At 72.2% G+C, this 19620-nt stretch carries 21 protein-coding genes and 5 tRNA genes; 20 read left to right on the forward strand and 6 right to left on the reverse strand.

The window, feature by feature from the left end:
* The first annotated feature begins 38 nt into the window (after nt 1-38).
* From BS75_RS26915 to BS75_RS26970, 12 genes are all read left to right on the forward strand, one after another.
* The gene (locus BS75_RS26915; RefSeq protein WP_034090094.1) at nt 39-230 is read left to right on the forward strand and encodes a hypothetical protein; all 192 of its coding nucleotides are present in this window, start codon (nt 39-41) and stop codon (nt 228-230) included.
* A gap of 187 nt (nt 231-417) precedes the next feature.
* Nucleotides 418-1200, forward strand: a complete 783-nt coding sequence (locus tag BS75_RS26920) for a fumarylacetoacetate hydrolase family protein (protein ID WP_034090095.1) — start codon at nt 418-420, stop codon at nt 1198-1200.
* Nucleotides 1193-2710 carry a glutamate--tRNA ligase gene (gene gltX / locus BS75_RS26925; RefSeq protein WP_034090096.1) on the forward strand — a complete coding sequence of 506 codons (1518 nt, stop codon included), beginning with the start codon at nt 1193-1195 and terminating at the stop codon, nt 2708-2710. Before BS75_RS26920 ends, gltX begins: the two co-directional genes overlap by 8 nt.
* Before the next feature lie 6 nt (nt 2711-2716).
* Nucleotides 2717-3472, forward strand: coding sequence for an HAD family hydrolase (locus BS75_RS26930; protein ID WP_034090097.1), 756 nt, complete (start codon nt 2717-2719; stop codon nt 3470-3472).
* Between the two features lie 75 nt (nt 3473-3547).
* Nucleotides 3548-3619 (forward strand) — tRNA-Gln (locus tag BS75_RS26935).
* Between the two features lie 49 nt (nt 3620-3668).
* Nucleotides 3669-3741: transfer RNA gene (locus tag BS75_RS26940), tRNA-Glu, on the forward strand.
* A 26-nt stretch (nt 3742-3767) separates the two neighbouring features.
* A tRNA-Glu gene (locus BS75_RS26945) sits at nt 3768-3843 on the forward strand.
* A gap of 64 nt (nt 3844-3907) precedes the next feature.
* Nucleotides 3908-3980, forward strand: a tRNA-Glu gene (locus BS75_RS26950).
* A 226-nt stretch (nt 3981-4206) separates the two neighbouring features.
* Nucleotides 4207-4281, forward strand: a tRNA-Gln gene (locus BS75_RS26955).
* Between the two features lie 64 nt (nt 4282-4345).
* Nucleotides 4346-5107 (forward strand): ABC transporter ATP-binding protein, encoded by a 762-nt coding sequence (locus BS75_RS26960; RefSeq protein ID WP_042437347.1) that lies wholly within the window; start codon nt 4346-4348, stop codon nt 5105-5107.
* Entirely contained in the window at nt 5104-6756 is a 1653-nt protein-coding gene (locus BS75_RS26965; RefSeq protein WP_052069729.1) for a hypothetical protein, read from the forward strand. Before BS75_RS26960 ends, BS75_RS26965 begins: the two co-directional genes overlap by 4 nt.
* A 58-nt stretch (nt 6757-6814) precedes the next feature.
* On the forward strand, nt 6815-8050 hold the full coding sequence (locus BS75_RS26970) for a glycosyltransferase family 39 protein (protein ID WP_152645708.1): 1236 nt from the start codon (nt 6815-6817) through the stop codon (nt 8048-8050).
* A gap of 39 nt (nt 8051-8089) precedes the next feature.
* Here BS75_RS26970 and BS75_RS26975 read toward each other — a convergent pair whose 3' ends face one another.
* On the reverse strand, nt 8090-8803 hold the full coding sequence (locus BS75_RS26975) for an IclR family transcriptional regulator (protein WP_034090098.1): 714 nt from the start codon (nt 8801-8803) through the stop codon (nt 8090-8092).
* A 148-nt stretch (nt 8804-8951) separates the two neighbouring features.
* Between BS75_RS26975 and leuC the strand changes: the two genes are divergently transcribed.
* From leuC to BS75_RS26995, 4 genes are all read left to right on the forward strand, one after another.
* Entirely contained in the window at nt 8952-10376 is a 1425-nt protein-coding gene (gene leuC / locus BS75_RS26980) for a 3-isopropylmalate dehydratase large subunit (RefSeq protein ID WP_034090099.1), read from the forward strand.
* A 5-nt stretch (nt 10377-10381) separates the two neighbouring features.
* The gene (leuD, locus tag BS75_RS26985) at nt 10382-10978 is read left to right on the forward strand and encodes a 3-isopropylmalate dehydratase small subunit (RefSeq protein ID WP_034090100.1); all 597 of its coding nucleotides are present in this window, start codon (nt 10382-10384) and stop codon (nt 10976-10978) included.
* A gap of 157 nt (nt 10979-11135) precedes the next feature.
* Nucleotides 11136-11414: an SCO5555 family protein gene (locus tag BS75_RS26990; RefSeq protein WP_042437348.1), complete on the forward strand. Its 279-nt coding sequence runs from the start codon at nt 11136-11138 to the stop codon at nt 11412-11414.
* A 131-nt stretch (nt 11415-11545) separates the two neighbouring features.
* Nucleotides 11546-12292, forward strand: coding sequence for an HU family DNA-binding protein (locus BS75_RS26995; protein WP_034090101.1), 747 nt, complete (start codon nt 11546-11548; stop codon nt 12290-12292).
* Nucleotides 12293-12437: 145 nt separating this feature from the next.
* On the opposite strand, the gene BS75_RS27000 is transcribed toward BS75_RS26995, so the two are convergent.
* Together BS75_RS27000 and cofC are read right to left on the reverse strand one after the other, a co-directional pair.
* On the reverse strand, nt 12438-12641 hold the full coding sequence (locus BS75_RS27000; protein WP_034090102.1) for a hypothetical protein: 204 nt from the start codon (nt 12639-12641) through the stop codon (nt 12438-12440).
* 10 nt (nt 12642-12651) lie between these two features.
* Nucleotides 12652-13335 (reverse strand): 2-phospho-L-lactate guanylyltransferase, encoded by a 684-nt coding sequence (cofC, locus tag BS75_RS27005; protein WP_042437349.1) that lies wholly within the window; start codon nt 13333-13335, stop codon nt 12652-12654.
* Nucleotides 13336-13429: 94 nt separating this feature from the next.
* Here cofC and BS75_RS27010 point away from each other — a divergent pair, with 94 nt between their 5' ends.
* From BS75_RS27010 to BS75_RS27020, 3 genes are read left to right on the forward strand one after another with little or no spacing between them, the layout of a single operon-like run.
* Nucleotides 13430-14209 carry a lysophospholipid acyltransferase family protein gene (locus BS75_RS27010; protein ID WP_034090104.1) on the forward strand — a complete coding sequence of 260 codons (780 nt, stop codon included), beginning with the start codon at nt 13430-13432 and terminating at the stop codon, nt 14207-14209.
* Nucleotides 14206-15210 (forward strand): NAD(P)H-dependent glycerol-3-phosphate dehydrogenase, encoded by a 1005-nt coding sequence (locus tag BS75_RS27015; RefSeq protein WP_034090105.1) that lies wholly within the window; start codon nt 14206-14208, stop codon nt 15208-15210. The genes BS75_RS27010 and BS75_RS27015 overlap by 4 nt, the downstream gene beginning before the upstream one ends.
* 30 nt (nt 15211-15240) lie before the next feature.
* Nucleotides 15241-16404, forward strand: a complete 1164-nt coding sequence (locus BS75_RS27020) for a D-alanine--D-alanine ligase family protein (RefSeq protein ID WP_034090106.1) — start codon at nt 15241-15243, stop codon at nt 16402-16404.
* A gap of 67 nt (nt 16405-16471) precedes the next feature.
* Here BS75_RS27020 and BS75_RS44845 read toward each other — a convergent pair whose 3' ends face one another.
* The 3 genes from BS75_RS44845 to BS75_RS27035 all read right to left on the reverse strand — a co-directional run bounded on the left by BS75_RS44845 (nt 16472) and on the right by BS75_RS27035 (nt 18444).
* Nucleotides 16472-17536, reverse strand: a complete 1065-nt coding sequence (locus BS75_RS44845) for an LppU/SCO3897 family protein (RefSeq protein ID WP_052069731.1) — start codon at nt 17534-17536, stop codon at nt 16472-16474.
* A 135-nt stretch (nt 17537-17671) separates the two neighbouring features.
* Complete coding sequence (locus tag BS75_RS27030; protein ID WP_160312234.1) at nt 17672-18190, reverse strand: DUF3515 domain-containing protein; 519 nt, start codon at nt 18188-18190, stop codon at nt 17672-17674.
* A 20-nt stretch (nt 18191-18210) separates the two neighbouring features.
* On the reverse strand, nt 18211-18444 hold the full coding sequence (locus tag BS75_RS27035) for an Lrp/AsnC family transcriptional regulator (protein ID WP_034090108.1): 234 nt from the start codon (nt 18442-18444) through the stop codon (nt 18211-18213).
* A 206-nt stretch (nt 18445-18650) separates the two neighbouring features.
* Here BS75_RS27035 and BS75_RS27040 point away from each other — a divergent pair, with 206 nt between their 5' ends.
* Nucleotides 18651-19613 (forward strand): thiamine-phosphate kinase, encoded by a 963-nt coding sequence (locus tag BS75_RS27040; protein ID WP_034090109.1) that lies wholly within the window; start codon nt 18651-18653, stop codon nt 19611-19613.
* Nucleotides 19614-19620 lie beyond the last annotated feature (7 nt).

Raw genomic sequence — 19620 nt, forward strand, 5'->3', positions numbered from 1 at the left:
GAACACCCCGGTTTCTCTCCACGAGTGAGGTAGTCCGCGTGTCCACCAAGACGACGATGAGCTTCCGTCCGACGGCCAACCCCCGCCGGACGAAACTGGCCGGCCTGCCCGCCGAGCCCGGTCCCGCGCTGCGCGCCTCCGCCACGGAGCAGACTCCGCTGCCGCAGCGCACGGCCAATCCGCGCCGCACCAACCTCATGGTCGCCCCGGTCCGGGCCGACCAGGCCTGACCGCCGCGGTCCGACCGCCGCGGTCCGACCGCCGCGGTCCGACCGCCACGGCCCGACCGCTGCGGACGGCCGCACACGTACAGTCACGCCGCAGGCCCTGCCGGGAGGAAACCGGCAGGGCCTGCGGCGCAGCTCCGGATAGGCTGGGCGGCGATCCATCCGCGAGTCCGAGGGGACACCAGTCACCGTGCGCATCGCCAGGTTTTCCAGTGAGGGGAACGTAACCTTCGGGGTCGTCGAGGGCGACGCCGCCCAACCGGAGACGCTGACCCTCCACGTCCTCTCCGGCCACCCCTTCGGCGAACTCCAGCCCACCGGCCAGGTGCTCCCGCTCTCGGAGGTGCGGCTGCTGCCGCCGATGCTGCCGAACAAGATCGTCGCCGTCGGCCGCAACTACGCCGCGCACGCCGCCGAGCTGGGCAACGAGGTCCCCGAGGTCCCGCTCACCTTCTTCAAGCCCTCCACCGCCGTCGTCGGCCCCACCGAGAACATCGCGTACCCGCCGTTCTCCTCCGACGTCCAGTACGAGGCCGAGCTGGCCGTCGTCATCGGCCGGATGTGCCGCGAGGTCCCGCACGCCCGGGTCGCCGAGGTGGTCTTCGGCTACACCTGCGCCAACGACGTGACCGCCCGCGACGTCCAGCAGCGCGAGGGCCAGTGGGCCCGGGCCAAGGGCTTCGACACCTCCTGCCCGCTCGGCCCCTGGATCGAGACCGACCTCGACCCCGCCGACCTGGCGATCACCTGCACGGTCAACGGCGAACTGCGCCAGGCCGGCCGCACCTCGCAGATGGTGCACTCGGTCGCGGACCTGATCGTGCACATCTCCGAGGCCATGACGCTGCTCCCGGGCGACGTCATCCTCACCGGCACCCCCGCGGGCGTCGGACCCCTGAGCATCGGCGACGAGGTCGCCGTCTCCGTCGAAGGCATCGGCACTCTCACGAATCGAGTGGTCAAGCGTGGCTGACACCGGACCCGCACCCGAGCTCGACCCGGCCGTCCGGGTCCGCTTCTGTCCCTCCCCGACCGGGAACCCGCACGTCGGCCTGGTCCGCACCGCCCTCTTCAACTGGGCCTTCGCCCGGCACAACGGCGGCAAGCTGGTCTTCCGGATCGAGGACACCGACGCGGCCCGCGACTCCGAGGAGTCCTACCAGCAGCTGCTGGAGGCCATGCGCTGGCTGGGCTTCGACTGGGACGAGGGCCCCGAGGTCGGCGGGCCGGACGCGCCCTACCGGCAGTCGCAGCGGATGGACACCTACGCCGACGTCGCCGCCAAGCTGCTCGCGGCCGGCCACGCCTACCACTGCTACTGCTCCACCGAGGAGCTCGACGCCCGCCGCGACGCCGCCCGCGCGGCCGGTCGGCCCTCCGGCTACGACGGCCACTGCCGCGAGCTGACGGCCGAGCAGGTCGCGGCGTACCGGGCCGAGGGCCGGCAGCCGATCGTCCGCTTCCGGATGCCGGACGAGCCGATCACCTTCGACGACCTGGTCCGCGGCGAGCTCACCTTCACCCCGGAGAACGTGCCCGACTACGGCATCGTCCGGGCCAACGGCGCCCCGCTCTACACCCTGGTCAACCCGGTCGACGACGCGCTGATGCGGATCACCCACGTGCTGCGCGGCGAGGACCTGCTCTCCTCGACCCCGCGTCAGATCGCGCTCTACCGGGCGCTGGCCGACATCGGCGTCTCCGACGGCACGGTCCCGCACTTCGGCCACCTCCCCTATGTCATGGGCGAGGGCAACAAGAAGCTGTCCAAGCGCGACCCGCAGGCCTCGCTCAACCTCTACCGCGAGCGCGGCTTCCTGCCCGAGGGCCTGCTCAACTACCTGGCACTGCTGGGCTGGTCGCTGGCCGAGGACCGGGACCGGTTCTCGATGGCGGAGATGGTCGCCGCCTTCGACATCGCCAAGGTCAACGCCAACCCGGCGCGGTTCGACCTGAAGAAGGCCGAGGCGATCAACGCGGAGCACCTGCGCGCACTCGCCCCGGCCGAGTTCGTCCGCCGACTGGTGCCCTACCTGGTCGCCTCGGGCCACTTCGCGGCCGAGGGGCCGACCGACGCCCAGCTCGACCTGCTGATCGCCGCCGCGCCGCTGACCCAGGAGCGGATGGTCGTCCTCAGCGAGATCTCCGGGATGCTCGGCTTCCTCTTCGTCGCGCCCGAGGACTTCGCCCTCGACCCGGCCGACGCGGAGAAGGTGCTCACCGCCGACGCCCGCCCGGTGCTGGCGGCCAGCATCGCCGCGCTGGAGGCGCTGGAGGGCTTCGACCCGGACGACATCCAGGCGGCGCTGCGCGCGGCCCTGGTCGACGGGCTCGGCATCAAGCCCAAGTTCGCCTTCACCCCGCTCCGGGTCGCCGTCACCGGCCGCCGGGTCTCCCCGCCGCTGTTCGAGTCGATGGAGCTGCTCGGCCGCGACGAGACCCTCCGCCGGCTGAACGCGGCGCTGGCCCGGACCGAGAGCTGAACCCGGGTGCACCAGGCCTCCGAGGCGCTCCGGACCGGTGTCCTCTGGGACATCGACGACACGCTGGTCGACTACGGCTCCGCGGAGCGGGCCGGGGTCCTGGAGCACCTGGCGGCCGAGGGCCTGCTCGGTGAGTTCGACTCGCCGGAGCAGGCCCTCGGCCGTTGGCGGCAGCTCATGGAGCTGATGTACGAGCGCTTCCTGGCCGGTGAGCTGGGCTTCCAGCAGCAGCGCCGGGAACGGGTCCGGCTGCTGCTGGTGGAGCTCGGCCGTCCGCCGCTCGACGACGCGGACGCCGACGCCTGGTTCGCCGGGTACTCCCGCCGGGCCGAGCGGCACTGGCGGCTCTTCCAGGACGTGCTGCCGGCCCTGGACGCACTCGCCGACGGCTACGCGCACGGCCTGCTGTCCAACTCCAGCGGCCCCCACCAGCGGCGAAAGCTCGCCAGGCTGGGGGTGGACGGCCGCTTCGCGACGCTGGTCTGCTCCGACGACATCGGCCACGCCAAGCCGGCCCCGGAGGCGTTCCTGGCCGGCTGCGCCGCCCTCGGCCTGCCGCCGGAGCGGGTGGCCTACGTCGGAGACCGGCTGACCACCGACGCCCTGGGCGCGCTCGGGGCCGGCCTGCATCCGGTCTGGCTGGACCGCTCCGGCGCCGCCCAGGTCGCCGCCCCCTCCGGAGTTCACCGCATCGTCACCCTGGCTGACCTGCCAGGAGTGCTGGAGGTAATCGATTTTGGAGCGATGCCCAGGATCGGGTAGTGTTCTTCTTGTTGCGCCGCCCGGGAGGGACGGGGAAGACCGGAAGGTCCTCACCAAGATCACCTGGACAGCCAATGGGGTATGGTGTAATTGGCAGCACGAGTGATTCTGGTTCATTTAGTCTAGGTTCGAGTCCTGGTACCCCAGCGTAGGTCCTCGCCAGAACGAGGCTTGCAAATGCAGTAAGAGTTTTCCCGCCCCCGTTGTGTAGCGGCCTAGCACGCTGCCCTCTCACGGCAGTAGCGCCGGTTCGAATCCGGTCGGGGGTACGCAGTACCAGCACCGAAGAGATCAAGCCCCCGTTGTGTAGCGGCCTAGCACGCTGCCCTCTCACGGCAGTAGCGCCGGTTCGAATCCGGTCGGGGGTACCAGATCCTCCACCCTCTCCATCGGAACGAGCAATTCTCCGAGGCGAAGAGCAGGATCACTAAGTTTGCCCCCGTTGTGTAGCGGCCTAGCACGCTGCCCTCTCACGGCAGTAGCGCCGGTTCGAATCCGGTCGGGGGTACTCCGCAGAATCGCATTTCCTCACCCAGGCTTCCGGTGTCTTCCGGGAGCCTGCTGTGTTTTGGGGCGCGGAACTGACGGGGCACGGAACTGCCGGGAGTGCGCGGCGTCCGGTCGCTCGCGCCGGGCGGTCGCGGTCCGCGAACGCCGGGCTGGTCAAGCAGCGCCCGCCGGTCAGGTAGTGTTCTCCTCGCACCGTTTCGCCGGGGGACCGGCGTGATGTGCATTGGGGTATGGTGTAATTGGCAGCACGAGTGATTCTGGTTCATTTAGTCTAGGTTCGAGTCCTGGTACCCCAGCCAGCAGGCGCAGCAGATTCGAAGGCCCGCAAGGGCCTTTTCGTGTTTTGAGAGGCCGGCAGTACGCATGGCTAAGCCCAAGAAGGTCGCACGTCCCCCTCTGCTGGCGCTCCGTGAGGTCAGCCGGCGCTACGGCGGCCGGATGGCGCTGCAGCCGATGAACCTGAACATCGCCCCGGGCGAGTGCGTCGCGCTGGTCGGCCACAACGGTTCCGGGAAGTCCACCCTGCTGCGGCTGGCGGCCGGCCGGGACACCCCCACCAGCGGCACGGTCAAGCTCGACGGCGAGCCCGTGGACGAGAACGACCCGCGGGTGCGGGCCAGGCTCGCGGTGGTGGGCGATGTCTCCGCCTGCTACCCCGACCTGACCGTCCGCGAGCACCTGGCCCTGGTCGCCGTCGCCCACGGCGTCGACGAACCGCTGACCTGGGTCGACCGGGCCCTGGCCGACCGGGGCCTGGCCGAGCACGCCGAGGCGCTGCCCGACTCGCTCTCCTCCGGCCAGCTCCAGTCGCTGCTGCTGGCCGCCGCCCTGGTGCGCCCGCGCGACCTGCTGATCCTCGACGAGCCCGAGCAGCGGCTCGACCCCGGCGCCCGGCAGCGGCTCGCCGACCTGCTGAAGGCCGAACTCGCCGACGGCGTCGCGGTCCTGCTCGCCACCCACCACCCCGACCTGGCGTTCACGGTCGCCGACCGGGTCGTGCTGCTGGAGGACGGCGCGGTGCTCGCCCAGGGCGCTCCGCAGGCGGTCCTGCCGACCGCCTTCCCCGGCAGCGCCGCACCCGGCAGCACCACGTCGGGCAGCACCACGTCGGGCAGCGCCCGATGAGCGACGCCGAGGCCGAGACCGAGGCCGAGAGCGCCGTCGAGTTCGGCGACTGGACCGACGAGACGCTGACCCTGCTGCGCGCGCTGCGCGCCCCGCACCGGCGGTCGCGGGCCGGCCAGATCGGCTACACCGTCTACTGCTTCGTGATGATCGGGCTGACCTGGGGCGGCCTCTTCTCGCTCGGACTGTTCACCAACGCCTCGATGGGCGCCAACTACACCGCCGACGGCCCCCGGCTGCTCGCCGCCCTGCCCTCGGCCGTCTGCGCGCTGAGCCTCGGCCTGATCCTGGTGGTGTCCAGGGACGCGCTCTGGCGCGGCCCCGTGGTCGCCCCGCGCGCCACCGTCGACTGGCTGCTGATGCAGCCGGTCCGGCCCGCGCCGCTGCTGCGGCCCTGGTTCTGGGTGTCCGCCGTGATCGCCGTGGTTCCGGGCGTGGTCGCGGCCGTCGGCGCCTCGGTGGCGGTCGCGCTCACCGACAGGGTGCACTTTCTCTCCGCCCTCGGCTGGGCGCTGATCGGCGGCATCTGTGTGCCGCTGATCGCCACCGCCTGCGGGGTCGCCGTCGAGCGCTCCCCCCGGGTCGCCCGCTACCTGCGCCGGGCCTCCCCGGTGCTGGCGCTGCTGGTGCTGCTGCTGGCCGCGCAGAGCGTGCTGGCCGTGATGGGCCACCGGGCCACCGGCCTGGAGCGGGCCGAACTCTGGTCCGGGCCCTGGGGCTGGGGCGGACTGGCGGGCCTCAGCCCGACCACCGCCGCGCTCCCCGGCGGCTGGATCGCCGCCGTGCTGCTGGTGGTGGTGACACTGGCGGCCGTGGCCGCCGCCCACTGGGCGGCCGGCTCGGTCCCGCTGGGCAGCCTCCGGCTGCGGGCCAGGACCGCGGCCGGGGTCGCCGCCGCGCTCCGTACCGCCGAACTCCGCTCCGCCCGGATGGTGCTGTCCCAGGCCGAGCAGAAGGGCCGCAAGGTCCGGCTGCGGATCCCGCCGCCGCAGCGGCCCTGGCTGATCGTCCCCTGGCGCGACCTGACCGCGCTGCTGCGCGCCCCCTCGCGGTTCGGCCGCGCGGTGCTCTTCGCCGCGCCCGCGCTGCTGCTGGCCACCCCGGCCGCCAATGCCCGCGGCGCGGACCGGGTGCTGCTGACCGCGCTCGCGGTCGCGCTGGCCTACCTCGGCGTGGCGCAGCTCGCCGAGCCGGTCCGGGTGGAGGCCGACGACCCGCGCCGTGCGGGCTGGTCGCCCTACCCGTACGCCAAGCTGATGCTGCGCCACGGCGCGGTGCCGCTGATCGCCTCGGTGCTGCTGCTGGCCGCCGGCGCGGCGGTCGCGTCCGCGCTGGGCGCGTCCGCCGCGGTCTGGCTGGCCCCGGCGGCGGCGCTGCCGCTGACCGGCGCGGCCATGGTCAACGCCTGCCGCGGGCCCTCCCGGCAGGAACTCATGTACACCCCGCAGGGGGCCGGCGGCATCGGTCCTTTCCTCTTCCTCGCCTGGTACGCGGCCGGACCGCTGACCACCGTCCCGGCACTGGCCTTCGCGCTGGACACGAAGGCGCCGGAGGCGGTGCTGTGGTGCCTGGTGATCGCAGGTGTGCTCGGATACTGGACCTACCAGCGGGCGCTGAAGCTCTCCGGACGGCACCGCCCGAAGGACTGAGCGCGACGCACCGGTGGCGACGTCTCTTACTCAGAAACGTGGCCTACCCTCGGTCCATGTGACTCGTGCATCCGCCCCCCGCGGCGACGTCTCCGCACCCGTGGGCTCGTCCCTGCTGACCGAGGCAGTTCCGCGCAGCGCCGTCGGGCGGCTGCACCGAGCGCTGGGGCAGGCCGCCCCGGCCCTGCTGGCATACGCGGGGGTGCGCGCGGTCGGACTGCTGCTGATGGTCGTGCACGCCGGTCCGCACCGGACGCTGACCCGGCTGGCCTCGCTCTGGGACGCCTGGTGGTACGGCCAGATCATGAGGACCGGCTACTCGGCCACCAAGGGAATGGGCCACCACGGCGTCGTGTACTCGGCCCGGGCGTTCTTCCCGCTGTTCCCGTGGCTGGCCGAGCCCTTCCACCGGCTGCTGCCGATCAGTGCCGGTTTCTCGCTGCTGATCGTCTCCTGGACCGCCTCGCTGGTCGCGGCCTGGGGCATCTACGCCTGTGCGGCCCTGGTGCTGGACCGCAGGGCCGGTCTGGTGGCGGCGGTGCTCTGGGGGGCGCTGCCGCTGGCGGCGGTGGAGAACATGGCCTACTCGGAGGCGATGTTCACCGCGCTCTGCGCGTGGAGCCTGTACGCGGCTCTCACCCGCCGCTGGTTCTGGGCCGGTTGGCTGGGCATCCTGGCCGGGCTGACCCGGCCCACCGCGATGGCGCTGACCGCCGCGCTGGGCGTGGCCGCGCTGGCGGAACTGGTCCGCTGGTGGCGGGACCGGCAGCAGTTCCCGCTGCCGTGGCGGCCGCTGGCCGGGACGCTGCTCTCGCTGGCCGGATGGGTCGGCTACATCCTCTGGACGGGCTGGCGGGAGCACTCCTGGACGGCCTACTTCCGCATCCAGAGCGCCTGGAACAGCAGTTTCGACGGCGGCGCCACCACCCTGCACTGGTTCACCCACCTGCTGGGCCACTACCACAAGGGCGTCGGCTACACCGACCGCAACCTGATCATGGCCGCCACGGTCCTGGGCTACCTGGTGCTGTTCGCGGCCTCGGTGGTCCGCCGGCAGCCGCTGGTGCTGGTGGCGTTCAGCGCCGCGATGCTGGTGGTGGACCTGGGCAACGCCGCCCCCTACCCGCCGCTGGCGCGCTTCCTGCTGCCGGCCTTCCCGCTGCTGTTCCCGCTGGCCGAGCGGCTGGCCCGGATCAGGGACCGGCGGGTGCTGGTGGCCCTGCTGGCACTGGCGGCGCTGGCCTCCGGCTGGCACGGCGTGAACGTGGTGTTCACCGGCGGCGCACCGGCCTGAGCGGCCGGTGCGCCGCCGGGGCGGTGGCAGTGAGCAGCGTCAGGCCCGGCGCAGCGCCTCGGTGAGCCGGGCGGCCGCCTCGATGATGGCCTGGGCGTGCAGGCGTCCCGGGTGGCGGGACAGCCGCTCGATCGGGCCGGAGACCGAGACCGCCGCGACCACGCGGTTGGAGGGGCCGCGCACCGGGGCGGAGACCGAGGCGACGCCGGGCTCGCGCTCGCCGATCGACTGGGCCCAGCCGCGCCGGCGGACGCCGGACAGCGCGGTCGCGGTGAACCGGGCGCCCTGGAGGCCGCGGTGCAGCCGCTCCGGCTCCTCCCAGGCGAGCAGCACCTGCGCGGCCGAGCCGGCCTTCATCGGCAGGGTGCTGCCGACCGGCACGGTGTCGCGCAGACCGGAGAGCCGCTCGGCGGCGGCCACGCAGATCCGCAGGTCCCCCTGACGGCGGTAGAGCTGCGCGCTCTCCCCGGTCACGTCGCGGAGGTGGGTGAGCACCGGTCCGGCGGTGGCCAGCAGCCGGTCCTCACCGGCCGCCGCCGAGAGTTCGGAGAGCCGCGGGCCGAGAATGAAACGGCCCTGCATGTCACGGGTCACCAGCCGGTGGTGTTCGAGCGCCACCGCCAGTCGGTGGGCCGTCGGCCGGGCCAGTCCGGTCGCGGCCACCAGGCCGGCCAGGGTTGCGGGGCCTGACTCCAGCGCGCTCAGCACCAGAGCAGCCTTGTCGAGAACGCCGACGCCACTAGAGTTGTCCATGCCCTGATATTGCAGTCTCAGATCGCGAGACGCAAGTTCAATCTTCTGGGATCTGCGCCACTCTTGCTGGAGTGGCCCGCGGGATATCGCCCGATGGGACGCCGAATCGACACTTAGACCGACATCGCCGCCGGTCGGAGGGAATGTGATGGGACGCACACTCGCGGAGAAGGTCTGGGACGACCATGTCGTCAGGCGCGCGGAGGGCGAGCCTGACCTTCTCTTCATCGACCTGCACCTGCTCCACGAGGTCACCAGCCCGCAGGCCTTCGACGGGCTGCGGCTGGCCGGACGCAAGGTCCGCCGGACCGATCTGACGATCGCGACCGAGGACCACAACACCCCGACCCTGGACATCGACAAGCCGATCGCGGACCCGGTCTCCCGGCTCCAGTTGGAGACCCTGCGGGCCAACTGCGCCGAGTTCGGCGTCCGGCTGCACTCGCTGGGCGATGTCGAGCAGGGCGTCGTCCACGTGGTGGGACCGCAGCTGGGGCTGACCCAGCCCGGCACCACGGTCGTCTGCGGCGACTCCCACACCTCGACCCACGGCGCCTTCGGCGCACTGGCGTTCGGCATCGGCACCAGCCAGGTCGAGCACGTGCTGGCCACCCAGACGCTGCCGCTGGCCCCGTTCCGGACCATGGCGATCACGGTCGAGGGCGAGCTCCCGGAGGGCGTCACCGCCAAGGACCTGATCCTGGCCGTGATCACCCGGATCGGCACCGGCGGCGGCCAGGGCTACGTCCTGGAGTACCGCGGCTCGGCCATCCGCGGCCTCTCCATGGAGGCCCGGATGACCGTCTGCAACATGTCGATCGAGGCCGGCGCCCGGGCCGGCATGATCGCCCCCGACGACACCACCTTCGCCTACCTGGAGGGCCGCGACCACGCGCCCAAGGGCGAGGACTGGGACGCCGCCGTGGCCTACTGGAAGACCCTGGTCACCGACGAGGACGCGGTCTTTGACGCCGAGGTCTTCATCGACGCCAGTGAGCTCACCCCCTTCGTCACCTGGGGCACCAACCCCGGCCAGGGCGCCCCGCTGGGCGCCGACGTGCCCGACCCGGCCTCCTTCGAGGACCCGTCCGCGCGCGTCGCCGCCGAGAACGCCCTGAAGTACATGGGCCTGACGGCCGGCACCCCGCTGCGCGAGGTCGCGGTGGACGCGGTCTTCGTCGGCTCCTGCACCAACGGCCGGATCGAGGACCTGCGCGCCGCCGCCGCGATCCTGGACGGCCGCCAGGTCGCCGACGGCGTCCGGATGCTGGTCGTCCCCGGCTCGGTCCGGGTCGCCCTCCAGGCGATCGAGGAGGGCCTGGACAAGGTGTTCACCGCCGCCGGCGCCGAATGGCGGCACGCGGGCTGCTCGATGTGCCTGGGCATGAACCCGGACCAGCTCGCCCCCGGCGAGCGCTGCGCGTCCACCTCCAACCGCAACTTCGAGGGCCGCCAGGGCAAGGGCGGACGCACCCACCTGGTCTCCCCGCAGGTGGCCGCCGCCACCGCGGTCCTGGGCCACCTGGCCTCGCCGTCCGACCTGTCCGACGCCCGTACGACCGTGGAGGTCTGAGCATCATGGAGAAGTTCACCGCCCACACCGGCCGGGTCGTCCCGCTGCGCCGCAGCAACGTCGACACCGACCAGATCATCCCGGCCCACTGGCTGAAGAAGGTCACCCGCAACGGCTTTGAGGACGGCCTGTTCGAGGCCTGGCGCAAGGACGCCGACTTCGTGCTGAACCAGCCTCAGTACGCGGGTGCGTCCATCCTGGTGGCCGGGCCCGAGTTCGGCACCGGCTCCTCCCGCGAGCACGCGGTCTGGGCGCTGGAGAACTACGGCTTCCGGGCCGTCATCTCCTCGCGGTTCGCCGACATCTTCCGCGGAAACTCCCTCAAGAACGGCCTCCTGACGGTGATCCTGCCGCAGGACGTGGTGGAGCGCATCTGGGCCCTGGTGGAGGCCGACCCGAGCACCGAGGTGACCGTCGACCTGGAGGCCCGCGAGGTCCGCACCGGCGACCTCACCGCCGGCTTCGAGCTGGACGAGAACGTCCGCTGGCGGTTGCTCAACGGGCTGGACGACATCGGCATCACCCTCCAGCAGGAGGCCGAGATCGCGGCCTTCGAGGCGACCCGCCCGAGCTTCAAGCCGAGCACCGTCGCAGCCGTCTGAGGCCTGCCCGGCCTGCACTTTGAGACATCGTCACACGGCCCCCCGGGCCGGTCCTCGGACCGGAACGGGGGGCCGGTGTCATGTCGCCGGTAACTCTGTGTAAGGTTGAACTAAGGGCGAACAAGGAGTAAGTCGGCACAGATGGCACAATCAGCACATGAGTCCGGTCGTTCAACCCTCCCGCGGTCCTGAGCCGGGGGAGCCGTGGGAGCCGTCTGAGGTCGAGCTCTACGGGCTGGTGGCCGAACGGCTCAAGCTGGCGCACGCCGCTGTGCGAGCGCTGGACGTGCCCGAGGCCACCCGGGAGTCGCTCACCCGTTCGTTGCTCCAGGTGACCGAAGCAGCCAAGCGCGATCTCCCGGAGGCCGCACGGAGGTTGGCACGCTTTCTGGACAACCTTGACGACGGGGCGCTCCCGCCGCCGACTGCTCCCTGAAAGCCGAATCCATTGCGACACAAGGGTGATTCGCCCGTTTGGTAATTGAAATGCCGTATATACATGCCTAACGTGCGAAAAGCCCGGATCGAATCCGAATCGTCCGGGCACCGGTTTCTGAAGGGGAAGACGTGAACAAGGCGCAGCTTGTTGAAGCGGTGGCCGAGCAGCTGGGTGGCCGTCGGGCCGCCGCAGAAGCAGTGGACGCTGTGCTCGACACCATCGTCCGCGCGGTGACGGCAGGAGAGCGTGTCTCCGTCACCGGCTTCGGGACGTTCGAGAAGGTCGACCGCTCGGCGCGGTTCGCCCGCAACCCGCAGACGGGTGAGCGGGTCAAGGTCAAGAAGACCGCGGTGCCCCGCTTCCGTCCGGGCCAGGGCTTCAAGGACCTGGTCAGCGGCGCGAAGAAGATGCCGAAGACCGGTCCGTCGGTGAAGAAGGCCCCCAAGGGCTCGCTCACCCCCGGCAAGAGCGGCATGGCCGCCCCGGCCGGCTCGCCCGCGGCGAAGAAGGCCGCGGCCAAGAAGGCGGCGACCGCCAAGAAGTCCACGCCCACGGTGAAGAAGGCCGTGGCGGCCAAGAAGGCCACCGCCGCCGCGACCGCGACCGCCACCACGGCGGCCGCCAAGAAGGCGGCTCCGGCGAAGAAGGCCGCGACCGCCGCGAAGACCACGGCGGCGAAGAAGACCACGGCGAAGAAGACCTCCGCCGCGGTCAAGTCCCCGGCCAAGAAGACCGTGACCGCCTCCGCGACCCGACCGGCCGCCAAGAAGGCCACGACCACCGCGAAGACGGCGGCCAAGAAGACCGCGACCGCGACGGCGGCGAAGACCACCGCCGCCAAGCGCACGCCGGCCAAGCGCGCAGCCAAGAGCTGAGCCGAAGGCAGTAGTTTCCGTAGGACAGCAGTTCCGTAGGACAGCAGGCGCTGGTGCACGGGCCGGGTCCGGGGAGGTCTCCCGGCTCGGCCCGCGCTGCGTTCCGAGCCGTCAGAAGGTCCGAGCCAGCAGAAGGTCCGAGCCGTCAGAAGGTCTGGAGGGTCACGAAGGTGACGCGGCGTTCCGTGCCCTCGCCCGCGGTCTCGATCCGCACCCGCTGGCCGGGGCGGAGCAGCCGCAGGCCGCCCGCGTCGAAGGCCCCGGCGTCGAAGGGCAGCGGGGTGCCGTCGTCGAGCAGCACCGAGCCGCTGCGGCTGTCGGGGGAGTAGGTGAACGCTGTGGCCTGCATGGGCTCCAGGCTAGGGCAGTGCCACCAGCGCGGCCAGCGCCGTGGTGCGCGGCCCGCAGCCGAGCCCCAGCGCGTCCCGCAGGTCCTGCGGGGTGTCCACGTCCCGGCGCAGCGAGGGGACGTCGGGGAGCGTCAGTTCGACCGCGCCGGAGGCCGCGTGGCGCTGCCGGGAGGCCCCGCCGAAGGCCGGCGCCAGGACGGTGCCGGCGGCGGCGGCCAGCAGCGTGGTGCCGACCAGCTGGGTGTCGCTGAGAAAGGCGCGCGGATGCGCGGCGGCCGCGCGCAGCACCTGTCCGAGCTCCTCCGGTCGCAGCGCCGGCAGGTCAGCGGACATGGCGGCCACGGCGCGGGCGCCGTGGTCCCGGCGGACCGCGGCCGCGCCGTGGGCGAGCGCCGCGTTCAGACCGCCGCCGGTGTCGTCGTCGGGCAGCACCAGCGCGCCCAGGGCGGCCAGTTCCCCGGCCGCGCGCGGATCGTCGGTGACCACCAGCACCCGGGCCACCTCGGCGCAGCGCAGCGCGGCGGAGACGGTGTCCACGGCCAGGGCCAGCGCCAGTCCGGGCCGCAGCGGCCCGCTGGCCCGGGCCAGTCTGCTCTTGGCGAGTGCCAGCGGCTTCAACGGCACGACCAGGGACCAGGACGCAGGCACGGCGAGCCTTCCTGCAGGTTTTGACGGGCAATCTGTCCGGGACATTGTGCCCCGATCGCGGGGGTGCCTCGACAGTCCGTCCGGCCAGGAGAGACACTTGTGCGGTCACGATGAGGTGGATTTGTGAGGAGGAGTTCGCGTGCCCGGCAGCAGTACCAAGGCGGCTCGCCGCCAGTACGGGTTCTGGTACCGCCTTGCGGCGGCGATCGGGAAGCCGCCGCTGTTCCTGCTGACGAAGCGCGACTGGCGTGGCTACGAGAACTTCCCCGAGACCGGCGGATTCATCACCGTGGTCAACCACAACTCCTACCTCGACCCGCTGGTCTACGGGCATTTCCAGTACGACTCGGGCCGTCCCGCGCGCTTCCTGGGCAAGGCGGGCGTGTTCAAGGTGCCGGTGATCGGGAAGATCCTGCACGGCGCCGGTCAGATCCCGGTCTACCGGGGGTCGACCGACGCGGCCCATGCCTTCCGCGCCGCCGTGGCGGCGGTGAACGCCGGGGAGTGCGTGGCCTTCTACCCGGAGGGGACGCTGACCCGCGACCCCGACCTGTGGCCGATGACCGCGAAGACCGGCGCCGCCCGGGTGGCGCTGATGACCGGCGCCCCGGTGATCCCGGTGGCGCACTGGGGTGCGCACGAGATCATCCCCCGCTATGCGAAGGGCGGGAGGGGCGACCGCCGGTTCAAGCCCTTTCCCCGGCACACCGTCCACGTGGTCGCCGGGCCGCCGGTCGACCTGAGCGCCTTCCGGGACCAGGAGATCAACGGCAAGGTGCTGCGCGAGGCGACCGAGGTGATCATGGATGCGATCACCTCGTTGCTGGAGGGACTGCGCGGCGAGCAGGCGCCCCCCGTACGCTACGACGTGCAGCGAGCCGCTGCCGAGCAGCGCAAGGAGAGGGAGGCCGGTCGGTGACGACCCGTACCGCCGTATTCGGGACCGGGTCCTGGGGCACAGTCTTCGCCATGATCCTCGCCGATGCCGGGTGCGAGGTGTCCCTCTGGGGCCGGCGCCCGGAACTGGTCGAGGCGATCAACAGCACCCGCTGCAACCCCGACTACTACCCGGGCGTGGAACTGCCGCCCGGGATCACCGCGACCACCGACCCGGCCGAGGCCGCGGCCGGCGCCGAGTTCGTGATGCTGACCGTGCCCTCGCAGACGCTGCGGGCCAACCTCGGTTCCTGGCGCCCGGTGATCGGGCCGCAGACGGTCCTGGTCAGCCTGATGAAGGGGGTCGAGCTCGGCACGGCCAAGCTGATGAGCGAGGTCATCGCCGAGGTCACCGGCGCCGGACCGGAGCGGATCGCCGTGGTCTCCGGACCCAACCTGGCCCCGGAGATCATCCGCCGGCAGCCCGCCGCCTCCGTGGTGGCCTGCCGCGACGAGGAGGTCGCCCAGCGCCTCCAGGCCGCCTGCCACACCGGTTACTTCCGCCCGTACACGGTCTCCGACGTGGTCGGCTGCGAGCTCGGCGGCGCGGTGAAGAACGTCATCGGCCTGGCCGTCGGCATCGCCGACGGAATGGGCCTCGGCGACAACACCAAGGCCTCGCTGATCACCCGGGGCCTGGCCGAGACCACCCGGCTGGGACTGGCGATGGGCGCCGACCCGTACACCTTCGCCGGGCTGGCCGGGATGGGCGACCTGGTCGCCACCTGCTCCTCGCCGCTCTCCCGGAACCACACCTTCGGCGCCAACCTGGGGCGCGGGATGACGCTCCAGGAGACCATCGCCGCGACCAAGCAGACCGCCGAGGGCGTCAAGTCCTGCGAGTCGGTGCTGGACCTGGCCCGCCGCCACGGCGTCGAGATGCCGATCACCGAGACCGTGGTCGACGTGGTCCACGGCGGCAAGCCGCCGATGCTGGCGCTCAAGGAGCTGATGTCGCGTTCGGCCAAGCCCGAGCGGCGCTGAGCGCGGGCTGCGGGTAGTCTCCATCGAACTATGAGCACTGAGTCCACCTCCCCAGTCCCCGTGCCCGCTGCGGCAGGCACCATCCGCAAGCCGCGTGTCGCGATCGTCTTCGGCGGACGCAGCTCCGAGCACGCCATCTCCGTCTCCACGGCCGGCAGCGTCCTGCGCGCCATCGACCGCGACGCCTTCGAGGTGCTGCCGATCGGCATCACCTCCGACGGACGCTGGGCCCTCACCGCCGACGAGCCGGCCCGGATGGCGATCAGCGGGGGCGTGCTGCCCTCGGTCGAGGCCATCGCCGAGTCGACGGAGGGTCAGGTCTCCCTGCCGGCCAGCCCGGTCGCCCGGGAGCTGGTCTACACCGAGCCGGGCGCCGTGCCCAAGGCCCTCGGCGAGGTCGACGTCGTCCTGCCGCTGCTGCACGGCCCCTGGGGCGAGGACGGCACCGTCCAGGGTCTGCTGGAGCTCTCCGGGGTGCCGTACGTCGGCTCGGGCGTGCTGTCCAGCGCGGTGGGCATGGACAAGGAGTACACCAAGCGGGTGCTGGCCTCCTTCGGCCTGCCGGTCGGCCCCTACACCGTGGTCCGCCCGCGCGAGTGGGCCGACGAGGACGCCCGCCCTGCCGTCCGCGCCCGGATCGCCGAGCTCGGCTACCCGGTGTTCGTGAAGCCCTCCCGGGCCGGGTCCAGCATCGGCATCACCAAGGTCTCCGACCCGGCGCAGCTGGACGCGGCGATCGAGGAGGCCCGCCGGCACGACCCCAAGGTCGTGGTCGAGGCCGGTCTGATCGGCCGGGAACTGGAGTGCGGCGTCCTGGAGTTCGAGGACGGCCCGCGCGCCAGCCTGCCGGCCGAGGTGCTGGTCGCCGACGGCTACGACTTCTACGACTTCGAAGCCAAGTACATCGACTCCAGCGACGTGCAGATCCCGGCCGCGCTGACCGAGGACGAGACCGCCCGGCTGCGCGCCCTCGCGGTCGACGTGTTCGAGGCGCTGGCCTGCGAGGGCCTGGCCCGGGTCGACGTCTTCCTGCTGCCCGACGGCGGCTTCGTGGTCAACGAGATCAACACCATGCCCGGCTTCACGCCGATCTCGGCCTACCCGCGGATGTGGGAGGCCACCGGCATCCCCTACCCGGAGCTGATCGACCGGCTGATCCGGGCGGCGCTGCGCCGCTCCACCGGTCTGCGCTGACGACCGGGGCCCGACCGTCCGACGGCCCGCCCCGGACCGGGGCGGGCCGTCCACGCTCACGGGCGGCTCAGGAGGCCTTGTAGGTCCCCAGGCAGAGCACGAAGTCGTCGAGGCTGTCGCTGTAGGACTCGACGGTGGTCGAGGGGCAGCCGCTGTCGGCGGTGGTCCCGGTCAGCTTGCTGACCACGACGTAGGCGCCACTGGCGCAGGGGATGATCCCCAGGTCGGGCTGGTCGCTGGTGCCGTCGTTCTTCACGCAGTCGCCGACCTTGGCCACGGTGCCCTGGTCGGGAATGCTGGAGGGCGCGCTGGTGGCGGTGTTGACGCCGGTCGGCAGGTTGCTGTCGGTGCCCTCGTCCGAGGAGCCGCCGGAGCTGAGCGCCGCGATGATCACGGCCACCACGAGGATCGGGATCAGGAAGCCCAGCGCGGCCGGACGGGCCAGCAGCGGCCGGCCGGGGATCATCTGCTGTCCGGGCTGGCCCGGGACCGGCTCCGGCAGCGCCTTGATCTTCTGGTAGGCGAAGAAGTTCCGGATCAGGGTGACCGGGGCCATCACCGAGGAGATGTAGCCCCACCAGCCCTGCCAGAGGGTGTCCGCCGACAGCCGGCGGACGGTCGCGATCCCGCAGGTGCGGCAGAACGGCCCGCGCAGGCTGCGCCACTGCATGACGAAGATCATGCCCCGGTGGGCGCGCACGGTGGTTTCCACCGCCGGGTAGGCCCCGCAGAAGCGGCAGCTGACGCCGTCGCTCGGGGGTGCGGCCGGTCCGCCCTGGAACTGCGGCTCGGCGAACGGCGCCTGGACCGGGTACTGCGGCTGCTGGAACGGCTGGGGCTGCTGGAACTGCTGCGGCGGCTCGAAGCCGGGCTGCGGCGGCTGGAAGGCCTGCGGCTGCTGGAACTGCTGCGGCTGCTGGAAGGCGGGCGGCTGGGGGAACGCGGGCGGCTGCTGGAACTGCGGGGGCGCGTCGGCCGGGGCCTTGGCGAAAGGGTCCGCCTGCGAGGCGCGGGCGTCCGCCGGCGGGGCGTAGGGGTTCCCCTGCGGGGGGACCTGCGCGCCGTAGGGGTTGTCCGCCGCAGGCTGTTGGGCGTACGGGTTCCCCGGGATCGGCTGGGGCGGGGTGCTCATCGGGCTACCTTGTCGCAGAGTCTTGACTGTCTGTTCGAACGTTTCGAACCTGCGGACACTATCGACCCGTGCGCCACCCGGGTTCCTGCCCCCCGGATCGGATACCGAGCTGTTACCAACCGCCCGGCGACGGTCTCAGAGGCAGTCGAAGACCCGGTTCGGGTCGGCCGGGTCCGCCTTGGTGATCGCGGTCACCAGCGAGGGCAGCGGGTAGTCCTGGCCGGCGTACGCGCCGGGCACGTCGACCTCGACATAGGTCTGCTGCTTGACCGTGGTGAAGCGGTAGCCGCCGCCGGAGCCGGTGGTGGTGATCCAGCACAGCCCGTTGGCCACGGTGGACACCGCGGAGGGGTCGTAGTCGGCCGACTTCGGGTTCAGCACGTCCGGCACCGGCACCCCGCAGCGCAGGGTGATCGCCGGGTCGCCCCAGGCAGCGGTGTTGTCCGAGGCCGGGCTGGTGCTGCGGCGGTGCTGCCCCATCAGCGTCGACGGCAGCAGCTTCTGCAGCGCCGCGCACTGGGCGCTCGCCGTCCCGCCGGTCCGCGGCGGGCTGACCTGGACGCTGCCGGAGCAGCCGGCCAGGAGCAGCACCGCAGCGGCCGCGGTGACCGCGGTCGTGGGTACGACTGAGCGTCGCCTGGTCTCTTTGCGCACCAGGCGATGGTAGACGGTGCCTAGAGGTGCACCACCGGGCAGGTCAGGGTCCGGGTGATGCCCTCCACCTGCTGGATCCCGCCGGCGACCAGGCGCCCCAGGTCGTCGACGGTGGCGGCCTCGGCACGGACGATCACGTCATAGGGGCCGGTGACGTCCTCTGCGGTGAGAACGCCGGGGATTTCTGCGATGACCTCGGCCACGGCGGTTGCCTTGCCGACCTCGGTCTGGATGAGGATGTATGCCTGTACCACGGTGGACCCCCAAGCGGCTCGTTGCGGAGATCGTGCGAGTAGTGCTCTCTCCTAGAGTGCGTCTTCGTACGACCCCGCGCTCTCAAGAACTCGCCACGCTATCGCGGCACACACCCCCGGGGGGAGACCTCCGATGCGGTTTCAGGGCGTACGCTGCGCGCGGGGAGCGTACGGATTCCTCCCGCACGGACTTCGGAAGGACGCAGATGCAGGGCACCGTCGGCGAACTCGGCGAGTTCGGACTGATTCGCGAGCTGACCGCACGGCTCCCGCGGACCGCCGCGGTGGAGCTGGGCCCGGGCGACGACGCCGCCGTCGTGGCCGCGCCCGACGGCAGGGTGGTCGCCACCACCGACGTGCTGCTGGAGGGGCGGCACTTCCGACGCGACTGGTCGACCGCCTACGACGTCGGCCGCAAGTCCGCCGCGCAGAACCTCGCCGACATCGCCGCGATGGGCGCCAGCCCGACCGCCCTGCTGCTCGGCCTGGTCGCCCCCGCCGACCTGCCCGCCACCTGGGCGCTGGAGCTGATGGACGGGATCAGGGACGAGTGCCAGGTGGCCGGCGCGGCCGTGGTCGGCGGCGACGTGGTGCGCGGCGACACCATCACCGTCGCCATCACCGCCCTCGGCGACCTCCAGGGCCGTGCCCCGGTGACCCGCAGCGGCGCCCGCCCGGGCGACGTGGTCGCGGTCACCGGCTGGCTCGGCTGGTCGGCGGCCGGACTCACCGTGCTCTCCCGCGGGTTCCGCTCGCCGCGCGCCTTCGTCGAGGCGCACCGCCGGCCCGAGCCGCCGTACCACGCAGGCCCCGCCGCCGCGCAGCTCGGCGCCACCTCGATGATCGACGTCAGCGACGGCCTGGTGGCCGACCTGGGGCACGTGGCCGAGGCCAGCGGCGTCTACATCGACCTCCATGCCGCCGACTTCGACATCCCGGCGCAGATGTCCGACATCGGGCAGGCGGTCGGGGTCGACCCGCTGAGCTGGGTGCTCTCCGGCGGCGAGGACCACGCCCTGGTCGCGACCTTCCCGCCCGACGTCCACCTGCCCTCCCGCTGGCGGGTGGTGGGCGAGGTCACCCGTCCGGCGGGACTCTCCAAGACCGGCACGGTGACCGTGGACGGCGCGCCCTGGGACCGCACCGGCGGCTGGGACCACTTCGGCTGAACGGCCG

Origin of the sequence: Streptacidiphilus albus JL83 (assembly GCF_000744705.1) — a bacterium.
Lineage (GTDB): Bacteria > Actinomycetota > Actinomycetes > Streptomycetales > Streptomycetaceae > Streptacidiphilus > Streptacidiphilus albus.